Source organism: Pedobacter sp. SYSU D00535, from assembly GCF_017355855.1.
Classification (GTDB): domain Bacteria; phylum Bacteroidota; class Bacteroidia; order Sphingobacteriales; family Sphingobacteriaceae; genus Desertivirga.
The window spans coordinates 170,473-186,217 of record NZ_JAFEWD010000003.1 but is presented as its reverse complement, the minus strand read 5'-3'; the positions used below and the strand labels follow the sequence as shown (position 1 = coordinate 186,217).

General features: G+C 44.7%; 16 protein-coding genes. 4 read left to right on the top strand and 12 right to left on the bottom strand.

The genetic code is table 11. From position 1 onward, the window contains the following. Positions 1-72 precede the first annotated feature (72 nt). The 10 genes from J4N23_RS08865 to J4N23_RS08820 form a co-directional block, all read right to left on the bottom strand. Entirely contained in the window at positions 73-1,122 is a 1,050-nt protein-coding gene (locus tag J4N23_RS08865; protein WP_207426604.1) for an aldo/keto reductase, read from the bottom strand. A 78-nt stretch (positions 1,123-1,200) separates the two neighbouring features. Continuing rightward, positions 1,201-1,680 carry a YdeI/OmpD-associated family protein gene (locus J4N23_RS08860; RefSeq protein ID WP_207426603.1) on the bottom strand — a complete coding sequence of 160 codons (480 nt, stop codon included), beginning with the start codon at positions 1,678-1,680 and terminating at the stop codon, positions 1,201-1,203. 145 nt (positions 1,681-1,825) lie between these two features. Further along, positions 1,826-2,863, bottom strand: coding sequence for a glycerophosphodiester phosphodiesterase family protein (locus J4N23_RS08855; RefSeq protein ID WP_242689166.1), 1,038 nt, complete (start codon positions 2,861-2,863; stop codon positions 1,826-1,828). Between the two features lie 10 nt (positions 2,864-2,873). After that, the gene (locus J4N23_RS08850) at positions 2,874-4,373 is read right to left on the bottom strand and encodes a calcineurin-like phosphoesterase family protein (RefSeq protein WP_207426602.1); all 1,500 of its coding nucleotides are present in this window, start codon (positions 4,371-4,373) and stop codon (positions 2,874-2,876) included. A 68-nt stretch (positions 4,374-4,441) separates the two neighbouring features. Continuing rightward, complete coding sequence (locus tag J4N23_RS08845; RefSeq protein WP_207426601.1) at positions 4,442-5,935, bottom strand: SusD/RagB family nutrient-binding outer membrane lipoprotein; 1,494 nt, start codon at positions 5,933-5,935, stop codon at positions 4,442-4,444. A 65-nt stretch (positions 5,936-6,000) separates the two neighbouring features. Then, complete coding sequence (locus J4N23_RS08840) at positions 6,001-9,210, bottom strand: SusC/RagA family TonB-linked outer membrane protein (RefSeq protein WP_207426600.1); 3,210 nt, start codon at positions 9,208-9,210, stop codon at positions 6,001-6,003. A gap of 189 nt (positions 9,211-9,399) precedes the next feature. Beyond that, on the bottom strand, positions 9,400-10,443 hold the full coding sequence (locus J4N23_RS08835) for a hypothetical protein (RefSeq protein WP_207426599.1): 1,044 nt from the start codon (positions 10,441-10,443) through the stop codon (positions 9,400-9,402). Between the two features lie 121 nt (positions 10,444-10,564). Further along, a complete protein-coding gene (locus J4N23_RS08830) occupies positions 10,565-11,374 on the bottom strand; it encodes an SDR family oxidoreductase (protein WP_207426598.1) in 810 nt (269 codons plus the stop codon). Positions 11,375-11,443: 69 nt separating this feature from the next. Then, positions 11,444-11,647 carry a hypothetical protein gene (locus J4N23_RS08825; protein WP_207426597.1) on the bottom strand — a complete coding sequence of 68 codons (204 nt, stop codon included), beginning with the start codon at positions 11,645-11,647 and terminating at the stop codon, positions 11,444-11,446. A gap of 84 nt (positions 11,648-11,731) precedes the next feature. Further along, the gene (locus J4N23_RS08820) at positions 11,732-12,127 is read right to left on the bottom strand and encodes a (deoxy)nucleoside triphosphate pyrophosphohydrolase (protein WP_207426596.1); all 396 of its coding nucleotides are present in this window, start codon (positions 12,125-12,127) and stop codon (positions 11,732-11,734) included. Between the two features lie 215 nt (positions 12,128-12,342). On the opposite strand from J4N23_RS08820, the gene J4N23_RS21080 reads away from it, so the two are divergent. From J4N23_RS21080 to J4N23_RS08805, 4 genes are all read left to right on the top strand, one after another. Beyond that, positions 12,343-12,477 carry a hypothetical protein gene (locus tag J4N23_RS21080; RefSeq protein ID WP_255534793.1) on the top strand — a complete coding sequence of 45 codons (135 nt, stop codon included), beginning with the start codon at positions 12,343-12,345 and terminating at the stop codon, positions 12,475-12,477. A gap of 222 nt (positions 12,478-12,699) precedes the next feature. Continuing rightward, positions 12,700-13,431, top strand: coding sequence for a DedA family protein (locus J4N23_RS08815; RefSeq protein ID WP_207426595.1), 732 nt, complete (start codon positions 12,700-12,702; stop codon positions 13,429-13,431). A gap of 242 nt (positions 13,432-13,673) precedes the next feature. Beyond that, positions 13,674-13,889 (top strand): hypothetical protein, encoded by a 216-nt coding sequence (locus J4N23_RS08810; protein WP_207426594.1) that lies wholly within the window; start codon positions 13,674-13,676, stop codon positions 13,887-13,889. Between the two features lie 61 nt (positions 13,890-13,950). Further along, positions 13,951-14,187 (top strand): hypothetical protein, encoded by a 237-nt coding sequence (locus J4N23_RS08805; RefSeq protein ID WP_207426593.1) that lies wholly within the window; start codon positions 13,951-13,953, stop codon positions 14,185-14,187. Positions 14,188-14,196: 9 nt separating this feature from the next. On the opposite strand, the gene J4N23_RS08800 is transcribed toward J4N23_RS08805, so the two are convergent. Together J4N23_RS08800 and J4N23_RS08795 are read right to left on the bottom strand one after the other, a co-directional pair. Next, positions 14,197-14,856 (bottom strand): hypothetical protein, encoded by a 660-nt coding sequence (locus J4N23_RS08800; RefSeq protein WP_207426592.1) that lies wholly within the window; start codon positions 14,854-14,856, stop codon positions 14,197-14,199. Between the two features lie 11 nt (positions 14,857-14,867). Then, on the bottom strand, positions 14,868-15,557 hold the full coding sequence (locus tag J4N23_RS08795) for an outer membrane beta-barrel protein (protein WP_207426591.1): 690 nt from the start codon (positions 15,555-15,557) through the stop codon (positions 14,868-14,870). Positions 15,558-15,745 lie beyond the last annotated feature (188 nt).

Below are 15,745 nucleotides of genomic sequence, written 5' to 3'. Positions count from 1 at the left end.
ATTATCGGAGAAGCCAAAAAGCGGCTTTTGGCCCCAAAAGTCCGTGCACGGCTTTTACCCGAGGTGCTTGGACTATTTCAAGCGCCCATAAAGATCGGGCAGCGGATTCAACCGGGTGTTCTGCCGCTGATGCCAGTAAGGATAAATAGTAGGCTGGTCACTCACCGCATCCAATCGCTGCATCTGCTCCAAACTGAGATTCCAGCCGGCAGCAGCGAGGTTTTGCTTCAATTGCTCCTCATTACGTGCTCCAAAGATGATACTGGAAACAGTTGGACGTTGCAGTAGCCAGTTGAGGGCGACTTGTGCCACCGTCTTACCCGTTTCTGCAGCTATCTCATCCAGTACATCAATAATATTATAAAACACTTCTTCATTAATTACAGCTTCCGGAACCGGGCTTCCTCCCTGTGCAACCCGACCTTCTGGCGGTAAGGGCTGGTTGCGTCGATAACGGCCTCCCAAGCGGCCAGCCGACAGAGGAGACCAAATAATTGCTCCTACGTTCTGGTCCAATCCAAGGGGCATTAGTTCCCATTCATATTCCCGGTTGAGCAACGAGTAATACACCTGGTGTCCTACGTAGCGGTTCCATCCGTAACGATCGGATATAGAAAGTGATTTCATCAAGTGCCAGCCCGAAAAATTAGAAGCAGCCAGGTATCGCACTTTTCCACTTGCCACCAGGTCATCCAGTGCCCGCAACGTCTCTTCTACGGGCGTGTTCCCATCGAAGCCATGCATATGATAAATGTCCACGTAATCCGTGTTCATCCGCTTCAGGCTGCCCTCCAGCTGACGGATCAGTCTGTAGCGGCTCGACCCCTGATTGTTCGGTCCCTTACCAACAGGAAAAGTTGCTTTGGTGGAAATAAGAATTTGATCTCTTTTTCCCGCAATAGCTTTCCCGAAAATCTCTTCGGCCATGCCGTCGGAGTAGGTATCAGCGGTATCAAAGAGATTGATGCCCGCGTCAAGGCAAATATCAACGAGACGTGTTGCTTCGTTAACTTCTGTGCTTCCCCAGGCTTTGAAAAATTCGTTACCTCCTCCGAAAGTAGCCGTCCCAAAGCTTAATACCGAAACTTCCAGTCCGGATGCTCCTAGTTGTCTGTATTCCATTTTTGTTGTTTTTTAGATAATTACAATCGACTTCGCAGAAAGATTAGAAAAAGATGGGCAAGGGCTGTAATGCAGCTTTCAGGGTTTATCTCTCCCTACAAACCTCCCATTCCCTTTAAGGAAATCAATGGCTCTCTTCACATTCCGATCCAGGCTTTCTTCTGTCTTCAATTGTGCCAGGTACCGCACAATTTCAAGGGCGCGGGAAGGCGGAAGCTGCTCGAAAACGGATTTAGCTTGGGAATCAGCAGCCAGAGCCTCCCTAAACTTAGTCGGCATTTCAATTTCTCTGCTTTCTCTATCTAGCTCGATGCTTATTTCAATCAGCTCCCCAACTCGGTTTGGAGAATCTTTTAGCATGCGGGTGTTGATGTAGAGACGCCAGGCACCGCCGTACTTCACTAAGGTCTGCCGGTAGGGTTGGCCATTGATTAGACCACGAATAGGAATAGGCCCTTTCCTTTTCCCCGCTTGCTGGAAGATTAGTTCCAAAATAGCATCGGGAACATAAACGAACGGGTTAATCCCTATGATTTCGATTACTGCGCTGAACTTCATTGAGCTGTCCATACAGGGTGACCTCGGTTTCTCCCGAAGATAAGAATTTCGCGGTATCGGACTTTTGTACTATCTCACCTTAAACAATAAACCCCTCTGAAAAACTCAGAAGGGTTCGGGGTATTTGAACTTAAATAAAGCCAGATTAAAGTTTGCTTATTTTCTTAAGCAAGAGTTCGGGTTCGTTGGTGGTGATGAAATCCACCTGCTGCTCCAGCAGCCAGTCCATAGCGTCAGGATCATTGACGGTCCAAACGTTAACGGTTAGCTTCTGCTCCTGTGCCTGTTTGATCCATTCTTTGTTTTTCTGAACCACTTTCAGGTTGTAGTCGAAGCCATAAAAATTCTCAGCAGCGAGTTCCGCAGGAGTTTTATCTCCGTTTAAGTAGGCCACCTTAACATAGGGGTCGAGCCGCTGCAATTCCTTGCAGACATCATAATCAAAGCTGATGTACTCCACCCAGGCTTGCGCCTTCAGCTCCCGCACAATATCCATTACCTTATGGCTAAGAGCCAGAGACGAAGCCTTTCCCAACTCTGACGGCTTGATCTCCAGGATAAGCTTTGTCTGGTTTTGATTCATCCCATTTTCGAGGTATGCCCGAAGGGTCGGCAGGCTCTCTCCGTTAGAAAGTTTCAACTCTGACAAGGTTTTCGAAGCTGATTTTGCAATGGAAACTCCCCCCAAATGAGGATCATGATTAATAAAAGGAACTGAATCTGCCGACATATGCACATCGAATTCGCTTCCCTGACATCCCATGGCAATGGCATGCTTTAGAGCGGCGATGGAATTTTCAGTGGCTCCCGTATGTTTCCAGGCTCCCCGATGGGCAATCACCTTGTTTGTCAGGAACTCGTCCTTTACAAGACGAAAGTCGGCTGAAACCGGTCCATTCTTAGTCTCTGCACTAATTCTCAGATCTAACCATTTTTTGTCTGCAGCCGGTTGTTGGTTCAGGATAAGTTTTCCCTGTTTGACTTTAAACAGCCGGGCATCTACACCTGATAACACTATTTTCTGCAAAGCTATGTTGGGATCAGTAAACGCAATTACTCCAACCGATGTCCTTTTCGGGGAAAAGGTGTAGTTGCTGAGTGTAATTTGGGCCACCTGGGCCAGTAAACTTCCTACTGCCATCATCAGAAGGAATACCATCACCGGAAGTATCTTGTTTACCATTCTCATCAGCTTATGCGTTAAGTGCCAGCGTTTCGCCGTACGTATTTCCAAAAGGATCAGTAGCCGTTACCCGAATATTTTTAACATCAGCCGCAGGCTTCATGAAAAAGATATGATCAGTAAGGTTTGGCTCAGCCCAGCCTCTTGTTGCCGGCAGTGATTTTCCCAACAGCGTTTCCAATGCCCATGGGTCATGAGCTGTGCGCTGTTCGGGTTGCCCCATCGATCTTCCGTCGGCAAACCACTCCAGCTTCCAGTTTTTATCGTAGTTCCAAACGTTCACTGCTACATCTTCTGGGAAACTTTTATGGCGACCACGGCCATAGATCCGCAGCTGGTGGGTTTTAGGTTTACCCGTTGCTTTGTAGTACCAGCTTAGTTTATCCCCATCTACTTCATACACGCCGTAGCCGTTTGGAGTACCGTCGCCGCAAATGGGCCCCGTCCACCAGGCGCCGCAAACAGTACCGTGATTATGTTCAGTAATATTTTCATTAATCCAAACCTCGTTAAAATGGGTATGTCCGGACATGATGTGAACTGTATAAGGCTTCAACAGGTCATACAAGCGCTGACGATTGATCACTACTCCACCCAATTCGGGTTCTGTTGATTGGTCGCGCTGGCGCTGCCCAGTGTTGGTAGGAATGTGAACGCTTAGTACCACTGTAGTACCCGGTTTTACCTGTTTCAAATCCTGCTCCAGCCACTTCAGCTGCGTTTCATTGATATAGCCCATATACCGCTTAGGCACCCCCATAAAGAATACATCGTCGAGTACCACGTAGTGAATTTTACCGCGGTTGAACGAGTAGTAGGTGGGACCAAACTGTTCTTTAAAAGTTTCAGTCGAGCCTTCATCCGTACGCGCTTCCAAATCCATGTCGTGATTACCGATGACATTGAAGAAAGGGATACCGCTCATCGCAATTGCTTTTTTATAATCAGCGAAAAGCTCAAAACGATCGAATATCAGGTCGCCGCAGCCGATGCCATGCATCAGCATATTCTTCCCGTAAGAATCAACCAGTTCTTTCAGGTCGGGAGCTGACTGCGTAAGGAGTAAGTCCGCATCTTTTCTATTCTGAATTTGCGGATCTGCCCACACCACGAAAGCATGCTTGTCGTCGCTCTGGGAAAGTTTAGTCAGCTGAAAGTCCGCTGCGAAAGTATTTTTAGAATGATCGATCTTTTTATAGAACTGGCTAATGCTATTTTGATGAGGAAACTCGTACCCTGCAGGAAGTGAGATGTACACAAAGCCTGTCGTTTTATTGCTTAGTAACTCATAGCTTCCACTTCCGTTGGTGCGGGTAACATTGATGCCGTCTGTTACGGCAACACCTTCTATACCCTTACCTCCGGCACTTACCCTACCCTTTAGCGTAGTGGTAGAAAGGTCAATTCCTTCGGTGCTTACAGGGGCTTCCGCTGCCTTTATCAATTCAACGGGCGCTGCAGCTGCTACTCCCAGAACACCTAAATTTTTAATGAAACTTCTTCTAATCATTGTAAATATTCTTTAAGTAAGATGAGTGAAGCAGGAGCTCCACTCATCTACCCTTTTCTGTTAATCAATTATTTTTCCCACCAAACTTTGGTATTGATATCATCTCCTCCCATGTTCTGCACCGCCTTCAGATAGTTGTCGCGGTTTAGAGATGCAACAGTGGTAGGATATTTGAACCGCACCGGCATCACGCCATTATTCATCAAACCAGCACCTTTAGGTAACACCGGCAAACCAGTACGGCGATACTCAAACCACTGCTGATAATCGTTGAAAAACAAGGCGTAGTACTTTTGCAGCATGATGCGCTCCAGCGTACCATTATAGGCTGTATGAGTAGCTGTAGTAGCCTTCGTAAAATAATCTGCCGGCATTACAGCCCCCCACTGCTCTATAGAAGCTTTCACTCCCTTTTCATAATGCGTCCTTGGATCGCTTGCAATAATGCCTTTAAATGCAAGCTCAGCCTTGATAAACTCCACTTCGGCATAGGTCATGAGCACCGAAATCATGGGAGCCTCCACCAAACTTCTAAGCATGTTTGACGGGGTGTAATCGAAAGTACTGCTACCAGCAAATGCACTTGGAATACCTTTGTATCCAATGCTCTCGTTCTTGTTAGTTGCAGGATTTAGTCGGGTAGCCGCAGTTATCCATTTTGCACGTCTCGGATCGTCAAAATTATTCAGGTTGCCGATAAAAAATTCGGCGGTTGCCCTTGCATTTGTAAAGTCGATAGACCGGCCCCATGGAGAAATATTGGGCGTAACACCGGTAATTTTTAGAATTGCAGAGTCGTCATTACTACCAAAAACAGGATGTTGAGTAGGATTATTTACTATCTCAGCCATTTTGGCCGCTGCATTCATTTCAGGTTTATTGGAAACGCGCAATAACAGACGCAGGCGAAGTGAGTTGCAAAACTTCCTCCATTTATCTACTGTAAGCTGATTCGCGTTAGTGCCGGAGGTATTTACAGCATAAAGGATGTCTGTACCATAACGTAAGGTTTTAGTAGGATCGAACAGGGTATTTGCAGTTTCGAGATCAGCCAGGATCTTTGTGTAAATCTCTTTTTGAGTATTGAAAGCTGGACGGTAGATCTTTTCGTCGCCCTTTCCTGCTTCCTCCATTGGCACATCTCCAAAGCTGTCTGTCAGGAGAGAGTAGACCCATGCATTGAGCGTAAGAGCAATTGCTTTATAATTTGGATCACCAACAGCCTCTGCTGCAGCTTCCATCTCATCAATGTTTTTCAACCACCTGTAATAGGTGTTCCAGGTCGAGTTTCCAGCGCTCTCGCTTACATCATAACGGTGAATTCCTCCTGACACACTTGGAAAGGGCAGAGACACCTGCATCAGATCGAAGGTGAACGCATCGCTCCGCTCAGTATTAAAACTGGCTACTTCATAGATAATGGGATTCAGAAGTGTGCCCGGACTTACCTGGTCCAAACGATTAGGATCGGTGTTCAACTCTGCAAACTCGTCCGTACAGGACGTGTGAAGCGAACTAAGACCTATAATTGCGGCTATAGTAAATTTTTTAAAAATGGTCATTGTATAGAGTTTTTTAGAAAGTGGAGCTACAGGAGATATCCACTTCCGTTATAAATCAACTTTAATTAAAATCTGAGTGTAAGATTCATCCCGAAAGTTCTGGTAGATGGCAACTGTCCCATCTCGATACCCGGCAATAAAGTAGAACCGTTTAATGCAGCTGTTTCAGGATCGAACATTGGGAAATTGGTGATCATGGCCAGATCCCTACCGTAGACTGCCAGGCTAGCTCCGTTCACGCGGATTTTGCTTGTCAGCGACTTTGGCAATGTGTATTCAAAACGAACCTCGCGTAATTTCAGGAACGATGCATCAAAGGAGTTTGATTCTACGTTAGCACGGCGATAGTAATCTCCGTAATAATCTCCTACCGCTACTTTTGTAGTATTGGGAGAGTAAGTACCGTCAGCGTTCAACACAACACCCTTTCCGATGATATAACCCTCTTCCCGGCCTGGTAGAGTATGTTTCAGCTTACCCTGTTCTGACATCTTATGGTGTGTTTGAGAGTAGATGATGCCGCCGTACTGCCCGTCGAGAAGGAAGTTGAAGCGGAACGCTTTGTAGGAAAACTCGTTGAAGAAACCGCCCTTCCAGTCCGCGTAAGCGTTACCGATACGTTGAATTTCCGCCGGACGAGCAGGTAGACCTGCCGCAGTGTAAACAATCTCTCCTTCTGGTGATCTTACGAATCCAAATCCATAAATATCTCCGGTACTGCCACCCACTCTGGCTTGTAAGGTTGCATTACCTCCATAGCCAATATCCTGTCTGTCGGTCATCCCTTCGGCAAGTTCCAGCACTTTGTTGTCATTTTTCGCCCAGTTGATACTGGTATTCCACTTGAAGTTCTTGGTATCAATTGGACGAGCACGCAGCATCAGTTCGATACCCCGATTCCGAACGGTTCCAGCATTTAATACGGCTCTTGTGTATCCTGTTGTAGGATCCAGAGGAACGTCAAGGATTTGGTTCTCGGTGGTATTTTCATACAAGGTAATATCTGCACCCAATCTGTTTCCGAACAGGTTTAATTCTAAACCTCCCTCGTAGCTGGTAGTAAGCTCGGGCTTGAAATCTGCGTTATGAAGGGTGGTTGGAGCTACAGCAGAGCTTGGAAAATCGCTTATACCATAGTATTTGCTAGTCTTATAGGCATCGGTATCGTTACCCGCCTGAGCGGCGGAAAGACGAAGTTTTGCATAAGAGACTTGCTCCGGCAGCCTAATTAACTCATTAAGAATAAAGCTGGCGCTGGCTGAGGGATAGAAGAAAGAATTATTATTTACCGGTAATGTACTCGACCAATCATTTCTTCCTGTAAGATCCAAGAAGATCTTGCTCTTGTAATCAAACGAAGCTATTCCGTACACACTGTTCACCTGCTTGTTCCAGTAGTTCGATTTTGATAAAGGTGTATTTATGCCGTTCGCAAGCTTGTATACGCCGGGAGTAACCAATCCATCTACAGAACGGTCTAAGCCGCGATAGCGCTGAGTACGAAGATTTCCACCGACAGTAGCACTGAAGTTGAATGCAGTATTTATGTTGGTTTTATAGGTTAGCAACGCGTCGTTATTTAGCTCATAGTTGTAGATATTCTGCTGCTTGTAGTAGCCTCGCTGAAAATTAGCGGTACTGTAAGGACGGCGGGTATCGCGATCTTCTGTACTGTAATCAAGAGCGGTCCTGATCATTAAATTCAACTTGGGGGTGAGATCCAGGTGAGCAGAGATATTTCCTACAGCTTTGTTGTTATCCACAGCGTTGGTCATCTCATATGCAATGAGATAAGGGTTATCGATGAAAGAGCTGAACGGGTGGATCTGATCAATCTGGTTCAATCCATTTTTCCAGCGCGGTTCATACCAGGACAAGTCAACGTTCGGATTCTGGAAGATCATGAAGTAGGACATCGACTGGTTGTTGTAACCCGTAGCCGGCAAATTGTCGCTTGACTTGTTTGAAAAGTTCACCTTCGAGTTAAGCTTTATCTTATCAGAAATATCGTAGCTCAAGCTCAATGCAGCGTTCAAGCGCTGATAACCAGTGTTAGGCATAATCCACTCATTCTTCGAATGGGTGATAGATGCTCTTGCTGAAGCTTTTTCAGATCCACCTTCAAGCGCAACACTGTTTGTAATTGTTGAACCGGTTCTGAAAAATCCTGTTACGTTGTCTTTGTAAGGTTGCCATAATCTCCTTTCGGGACTCTGACCTTGCACAGTAGGGTCGTACTGGTAATACATTTGCCCGTTGAACCTGGGGCCAAAAGCACTACTGGTTCCGCTGTTTCCGGCTCCATCGGCAGAGTTGCCATAAGAGTAATATTTTTGGCTGGCTGGAATTAATCCTTGTTGAGCAGTCATGGTACCCTGGCCGTATTCATACTGGAAATCTGGCCATTTCAATACGTCATTAAAGCTTACGTTTGAGTTCACAGTGACACCCAATCCTTTATCTCTTCTTTTCCCGGATTTGGTGGTGATGATGAGGGCGCCGTTGGCCGCTCTGTTTCCGTAAAGAGCTGTAGCGCTTGCTCCTTTTAAAACAGTAATACTTTCAATGTCATCCGGGTTGATATCCGAAATACCATTTCCGAAGTCAATAGGAACATCATTACCAGAGCCTGCGCCATAAGCATTATCAACACCTGAACTGGTCATTCCGCTATTAACCGGCACCCCATCCAACACAATAAGAGCGAAGTTTCCGTCGGTATTTAATGAAGTATTTCCACGTAGAGTAACACGTGTAGAATTCACTGGACCTGACCCAGGAGAGATCAGGGTTAAACCAGCCACTTTACCAGATAAAGCGCTGATCCAGTTATTGGAACGAGCGTCGTTTAACTGTTCTGAATCAATGTTCTGAATAGCGTACCCTAAGGCTTTCTCTTCTCTTTTGATACCAAGAGCGGTTACCACTACCTCATTCAGTTTTTGGCTATCCTCCTTCATCTTAACCGAGATGGTATTGCTTCCAGAATATGGAAGCGTTAAGGTCTGAAATCCGAGGTATTTAAAAATAATATTATCAGATGTTGTTAATGCTTTCTCCAGCCGAAGTGTAAATTTTCCTTCTGCGTTAGTTGAAGTAACTAAAGTTGTTCCTTGAATAGAAACACTAACCCCGGGAAGCGTGAGCCCTTCCTCGTCAGTTACTGTTCCGGAAAGACTTTGTGTTTGCGCCCCTGCCCTTAAGCAGGAGATGAACATTACTAAGACAAGTGCCGCCTGCCTTAGGTATTTCCCTTTTTTAACAATTGAATTCATACTCATTACTTTCATTGCGGCAAAAGTACCTCAGGAGTATTAAGGGAAGATCAAAGCGGAATTAGGATAAGGTTAAGACCTACCCGCCTTTGTTTCGAAATCTTTAAGGAAAGCTGTTTAGAAATTTTGAAAATTAATATTTAGATAACCTGGAACAGAAAGAGACCTGCCACTTCCCGGTTGAAAGAACTACAGCACCGGCCTTTTGATTGCTTTCAGGGCGAGGACACGAACAGTTCTGGTTGCCCACTGTTGCTTCACCTGTACCGCCGTTACCTTAACCAGGACATCTATCGGTTCAATAAGATTATCGTTTTCCAGCGCCAGGAAAATCTTCCCTGTTACCGGACTCTTCATCTGGACCGCATCGTTCACAACGTTACCTTGTTTGTAATGCGTAAATTTTTGTCCCCTCCTGTACTTCTGTACTTGCTCCCAGCCTGGCAAAAACCAGTATTTGACGTTATCATCACCCTGCGCTTTATCAAACGCATTTATTCCATAAAGGGCCAGTGCAGCCATGGTGCCATATCCTTCAAACTTAGAAAGTAGAGACGCGGAAGTATTCAAAAACTTAGAACGAGCCTCAGCCTCCGCTTTCATCCCCTCCGTGCCTACGCCGATGTAATAAGCCCAGGAAACGGTGCCAGCAGGCAAGGTAAAGTCGACGATAGTCTGATTGCTATTCTGATTTAAAGCCGATCTGGAAGACACTTTTGCAATTTGATTCACCAGCGACACGGCCACGGTATCACTTCTTTTTAAATACCTTTCGGTGATGGAAAAAAAGACGGAATCCCCGCGGACCTCCCTATAAACGCTGGTATTGTGGGTAGCATTGGCAGGACGGAAAGGTACTCTCTGAATCTTGAGCTTGCATACCCTTCCGGAGAGCGAACTATTCGAAATACTGAATTTATAGATGCTGTTCTTATTTGCTTTGAGGGTCTTACTGTTTATCCTGGTAGTTTTATAATCCGCAAAGACGGTATTCCCCGGCAACTCAACCACCTCGAACGACTTCAGCTCCTTCTCATTCAATTCCTGCAGGCTGATAATGATCTTATCGCCCTCCGCGAAGCTGTAGAAAAAGTCTTCTTCAGTTCTGGCTGCAATTTTTAGTGTCTGATCAGTAACGTCAATTAAAGTTTGTGCAAAGGCCAACTGGCTCAGCGCAAGCATTAACAATAAGAAGAAGGAAGTTCTCATCAATTCACTAGTTCGGGCAAGCATCAATAAATGTTTTACGAGGAACAAAAATAGCAGATTGAGATGAGCTTCGGGTGGGAGGATAGAATTTAAGGTTCGTTGAAAAGCCGGCCTGCAAAAAAGGGAAGCGCGACCGGCTTTAAGTTTATTTTTCTGATTCTTCGTCTTTTGAAGGCTTGACGTTTTTGTGCATCATGTCTGCTACTGTTTCATCTGGCAGGATAGTACTTGTTGCTACCATTGCCTTGTTTGCAAAGCCCGAAATTATTTTATCATCGCCTGCCATTAGCGCTTCAAAGCCATCCTTGGCCACCTTTGCCGGATCTGCACGATGGCCTTCTTTGACCATCCTTGCTTCTTCCATATCTGCTTTATTGAAGAAGTCGGTATCGGTAACACCAGGCAGCAGAAGAGTAATGGTAATATTCCGGTCTTTGGTCTCACTTCTGATTGCTTCCGTGAAAGACGTAACGAACGCCTTTGTAGCATGATAAACAGCCTGAAGCGGACCAGGCATCTCACCTCCGATGGAAGATACGTTCAATATTTTACCTTCTCCCCTCGCGATCATGTCTTGCAGAAAAAGCTTTGTAAGGGTAACATAGGCCCCAATGTTTAGTTGAATCAGATCTAATTCCCGATTGATATCGATATCTACAAACTCGCCATACTGCCCCTGACCGGCATTATTGATAAGCGCATTGATACTGATTCCTCTTTGTGTTACTTCGTCAAAGACTTCGAAGGGCGCTTCCCGCAAGAAAAGGTCTTTTGCAATAGGTACTACTTCAACACCAAATTCCTGCCTGAACTCTCCTGCTGTTCGTTCAAGCTCCTCACCACTCCTGGCAACGATGACAAGATTATACTTGTCTCTTGCAAAGAGCTTCGCCAGCTCGTATCCAATACCGCTTGTCGCACCCGTTATCAGTGCATATTTCTGATTAGTTTCCATAGGTAGATGAATTTATTTGAGTATTGAATTCAAATAACTATGCCATAACCAGCTCTTTCCAAGAATAAATTAACGTTTGTTTCGCTTTATCAGCTCATCTCTAATGATCGCACATTCTTCATACTCTTCGACCGCGACTTTCTCCTCCAAAAGCTGCTCAAGTTCATTTTTAGATTTTGAAACATAAAATAAACTATCAACAGTTAAGGAAGAGATCTCCTGGAAGTGGCCATCAGTACTAATTAAACCTAAAGCTGATTTTTTCTTGTTCATAGCGATGTTTTTCAATCTTCTACGGGAAGTCGTTTAGATAAGTTATACTCGTATTGGTAAAAGGATGTCGAATTGATAGAGTACTTAAACTAGCCGGGGAAACAGCGATATCAACTCCTGCACGATGGGAAGATCTGCCTCCGCCCAGTCTAGTTGCAGCAGCTCCCCCGGAGCAAGCCAGAGATAAGCCTTATGCTCCTTGAGTTTTATCTCGCCACGGGCAATTTGAGCTATGAATGGGATTAATAAAATTGTCTTGTCTCCGTAGGAGTGCATCACCGGACTCAAGCGATTTTTGATGTCAATCTCAACCTCCAGCTCTTCCGTGATCTCCCGTATCAGGCTCCCCTCCTCACTTTCGCCTTTTTCTACTTTCCCTCCGGGAAACTCCCATTTCAAGGGATGACTCATCGTCTCACTCCGTTGCGCGACCAAAACTTTTCCTCCTGCAAGCAGGACTGCACAGCTAACTTTTATCATCAGATCATTCCCCCGCCTAGATGAAACGCTTTGCTGCCAGCCATTGGTTTAACGCTTGGAAGCTTTTTTGCCCAGTATTTTGAATACGGCTTCCCGAGAATGTCTACTTTTATATACAAAAATTTTAAATGCGAATAGCTAATAAGCTGAAAAAGGTGGTATCCGTTCCGCTGGCACACAATTAGCATACGTTTAAACATCTAAATTGAAATTTTATGAATACAATAAATACAACTCTTGAAAAACAAACAGAATTAGAACTTCTTGCCATCTTGAAAGCTGATTTATTGAACTTTAAGATGAAGCAAAAAGATAAAACCAAAAATGAGCAAACTTTAAAAGCCGCTTAACCATACACTGAACATCTACCCTCTTGAAAAACCGAGGGAGTCTCAGAAGTTGAATCGATAAAACAACTAGCAGTACTACTTGCAGATTTGGCACCTCGGCCTGAGGTGCCAGAGCGAAAGAAACTTTTGAGGCACCCTCCTTCCTTTTTCTGCTAAAGCACTGGTCTAAAATGACTTTGTGATTATCAGATTTCTCCTATTTTTGCCATCCTAATTAAACTTATGGAAGCGATTCAGGGGATTATAGATATTTTATTACATATTGACAAACACCTAAACGTCATCATCCAGGATTATCAAGTCTGGACCTATCTTATTCTATTCATCGTCATCTTCGCGGAAACAGGCTTTGTGGTTACACCATTTTTACCAGGTGACCCGCTTCTCTTTGCAGCCGGAGCTTTAATTGCAGCTGGAGGTACAGGTCTTGATATTTACATGCTGACGCTTATCCTAAGTGTTGCCGCTATAGCCGGAAACTTCGTCAATTACACCATAGGAGGTTTCCTTGGTACCCGAATATTTAAGCCTACGAATAAAATCCTCAAGCCCGAATACTACGAGAGCACAAAAGAGTTTTTCAAAAAACATGGCGGGAAAGCTGTCATCTTTAGTCGCTTTTTCCCCATTTTTAGAACATTCGTTCCCTTTGTTGCCGGAGTTGGAAAAATGAGATTCAGGCTCTTCGCGTTGTATAACATCACCGGAGGTATCTTCTGGATTGTTACTTTCCTGTTTTTAGGTTATCTGTTTGGAAATATCACAATCGTAAAAGAGAATTTCAGCATCGTAATAATTGCTATCACGATTCTTAGCAGTACGCCTCCTATTATCGCAGCAGTGCGATCCAGGATTAAAAAAGCAAAACCTGTTGTGCCAGCTGATGAAGCACCATTCGCAGTAGTTCCTGTCACCACTTCCGAGCAGAAGATGGGCGAGGACGTGCAAAGTTAAACTGCAGCAACTACGAGTAGAGCTGGACATCAACCTTTTCAGAAAAGGTACAGCTACTCCGTTCTCATTTTATTTTGGAAGCAGTCGTTACCGTTTTAGAAGAGCATAAAAAATCTTTATCAAATTCTTGCTGCTGACATACCGCTGTCACCGGTGGCAATCATTTTTGTGCGAAATAAATTCCTGTGCAACAATTTGCAGGGAAGAGCATCTAATTAATCGCAAAAGCCATAAGATCAAAAATGAAAGTACTGGTATTTCGAACAAACGTAAAAAGGCAGGAACAAGTTGGGCAAATTAAACAGTTACTTAATCCCGTACGGTCCATCATCGACTGGAATTTTGACCTCGAAGACCGGGACAAGATTCTTAGAGTAGTGACAGAAGGGCTGCAACCTAAATTTATTGAGTCGCTGCTATTAGCCTTCGGTTTCTACTGCCGGGAACTGGAAGATTAGTTATCAACGTTGACTAACTTTTCTGCAGAAGTGCTGTTTCCTGTTCATTTACAAATAGCCCATGGATAAACTCTTGATACCAATAAATAGAGACGACGAAGTTTTTGAATTCGAAGTGGTAGACTATGTTCATGACGAGACACATCGTTGTAAGTTTGAGGTGACATTAGGAAATGAACTAGTAGCCAGCTTCGAGCCTGATCGGCACGGACACTTGCATCTTTGTAATAATTTCGGCAAGATCGACAAACAAATTCTGCACCTGCTCGCCGAAAAAATTGAAGCCTATAACCTTTAGATAAAGGTGTTATTTTATCAGGTAGTCAATTAACTCTACAGAGCCGATGACGCTTGGACCGTTGGACGCCACGACTTTAATAATTCCTACGTTTTTTGCAATGTAGTAGTCGGCAGTGACGACAGTAACAAAAGCACCATTGCTTTTAAGCTGGTAGGCAACGGACGTTTGAATCACGTCTTTGTATTGTTTTCCTGCCACCTGCATCGCAAAATTTTTAGCCTTTGACGTCACCTGCGTCCTTGCTTCCGGCAAACCTGCACCCAACTCATAATTGGTAGTCCAGCTGGTATTTATAGCCTTCTTCGTGTCCAGGTAATCGCATGGCGTCTCTTCGTCCTGATTGATATTTGATGAAATGATGCTATAAAGTCCTGCCGAAGAACAGTGGTAGTAAGCCTTCTCATCCGAAGGCTGACCATCATACATTACCGAGGCCTCATAAAATTCCTTCCCACCCTTCATCTCTTTTTTTCCGGTAAGGGTATGGGTAAACTCTGCGTACTGCCCAAGCATATCGGTGGCGGCGTAGGTCCAGTAACTACCTTCGGTTGTGGACTGAAATATGCCAGCTTCCACGGTCATTTCCTCTGGAAGTTCCGGAGTGTCTTCACGGCAGGAGGCCAGAGAAATTACAAGGGGCAAAAATAGGAGTAATAGTTTTTTCATAGTCTAAAGTATTAGTAGTGCTGCCGATACCATCTTTTCCCAAACAGACAAGCTTTGAAACCGAGCGTTAATTGCGAGATGGCATCCTTATACCTGCCGACAGTGAACCCGTCAACTTCGTCGCCCAGCACAAAGTTGTGCGTGTAGGCCAAATCTATTTTCATCCTAGTTTCGCGGTAGGCGTCCTGGATTTTGAATTCATAACCCAAACGGACAGGTACGAACACATTCATACTCCTGTTTACGCCGCCAGAGAAAAAGTCGGGATGAGCGGAAGATCTGCGATTCACGTCTGTAATATTATTCATGATCATGCCGATGCCAACGCCCGTATAGATGTTTTTAGCAAGATTGGTGATAGGATCTTTACTGTAAGGCAAAAACATCCCAAGTTGTAGCTGTCCCCGCAGATTGAGGGCATTAAAACGATTGAGAAACTGCCTGCCTGTAATGGTACGCAAAGAATCTCCGCCAGCAAGACTCCCGCTCTGCACTTCGGCTATCGCATTCAAGTAAGGGTCGATATTATAACTGAGATTCAAGTGAAACGACTGGGTACGCCTGAACGTTTCTGCGTCCCCCGTTGCGGTATTCATGCTTAAGCCGGCACCTAAATCAATCGCACTAAATGGACGAATGGCCTGAGCATTGGCAATAGCTGCTGACAGAAATAGCAATAGAAGGGTAAAGTTTTTTTTCATAGTGATAGAATTTTTAAGATGGATAGATAGATATCCTCACTTCAACTCGCCGCTTGGAGCTAGAAAAGAGGACTTAATGTTTAACAAATGAAAAAAGTTTAAGTTTTAAGACAATCAATCGACATGACAATAGGAGCTAGATTAAATAGTGCTACATGAGCCTTCGTCTACTGATCAGCAGTCACTTA

What these genes read in the sequence shown, in the direction of transcription:
- J4N23_RS08865 (WP_207426604.1), bottom strand. Translation starts at nt 1,122, where the DNA reads ATGGAATACAGACAACTAGGAGCATCCGGACTGGAAGTTTCGGTATTA.
- J4N23_RS08805 (WP_207426593.1), top strand. Translation starts at nt 13,951, where the DNA reads ATGGATAAACTCTTGATACCAATAAATAGAGACGACGAAGTTTTTGAA.
- J4N23_RS08820 (WP_207426596.1), bottom strand. Translation starts at nt 12,127, where the DNA reads ATGATAAAAGTTAGCTGTGCAGTCCTGCTTGCAGGAGGAAAAGTTTTG.
- J4N23_RS08830 (WP_207426598.1), bottom strand. Translation starts at nt 11,374, where the DNA reads ATGGAAACTAATCAGAAATATGCACTGATAACGGGTGCGACAAGCGGT.
- J4N23_RS08810 (WP_207426594.1), top strand. Translation starts at nt 13,674, where the DNA reads ATGAAAGTACTGGTATTTCGAACAAACGTAAAAAGGCAGGAACAAGTT.
- J4N23_RS08840 (WP_207426600.1), bottom strand. Translation starts at nt 9,210, where the DNA reads ATGAATTCAATTGTTAAAAAAGGGAAATACCTAAGGCAGGCGGCACTT.
- J4N23_RS08825 (WP_207426597.1), bottom strand. Translation starts at nt 11,647, where the DNA reads ATGAACAAGAAAAAATCAGCTTTAGGTTTAATTAGTACTGATGGCCAC.
- J4N23_RS08800 (WP_207426592.1), bottom strand. Translation starts at nt 14,856, where the DNA reads ATGAAAAAACTATTACTCCTATTTTTGCCCCTTGTAATTTCTCTGGCC.
- J4N23_RS08815 (WP_207426595.1), top strand. Translation starts at nt 12,700, where the DNA reads ATGGAAGCGATTCAGGGGATTATAGATATTTTATTACATATTGACAAA.
- J4N23_RS21080 (WP_255534793.1), top strand. Translation starts at nt 12,343, where the DNA reads ATGAATACAATAAATACAACTCTTGAAAAACAAACAGAATTAGAACTT.
- J4N23_RS08850 (WP_207426602.1), bottom strand. Translation starts at nt 4,373, where the DNA reads ATGATTAGAAGAAGTTTCATTAAAAATTTAGGTGTTCTGGGAGTAGCA.
- J4N23_RS08855 (WP_242689166.1), bottom strand. Translation starts at nt 2,863, where the DNA reads ATGGTAAACAAGATACTTCCGGTGATGGTATTCCTTCTGATGATGGCA.
- J4N23_RS08845 (WP_207426601.1), bottom strand. Translation starts at nt 5,935, where the DNA reads ATGACCATTTTTAAAAAATTTACTATAGCCGCAATTATAGGTCTTAGT.
- J4N23_RS08795 (WP_207426591.1), bottom strand. Translation starts at nt 15,557, where the DNA reads ATGAAAAAAAACTTTACCCTTCTATTGCTATTTCTGTCAGCAGCTATT.
- J4N23_RS08835 (WP_207426599.1), bottom strand. Translation starts at nt 10,443, where the DNA reads ATGCTTGCCCGAACTAGTGAATTGATGAGAACTTCCTTCTTCTTATTG.
- J4N23_RS08860 (WP_207426603.1), bottom strand. Translation starts at nt 1,680, where the DNA reads ATGAAGTTCAGCGCAGTAATCGAAATCATAGGGATTAACCCGTTCGTT.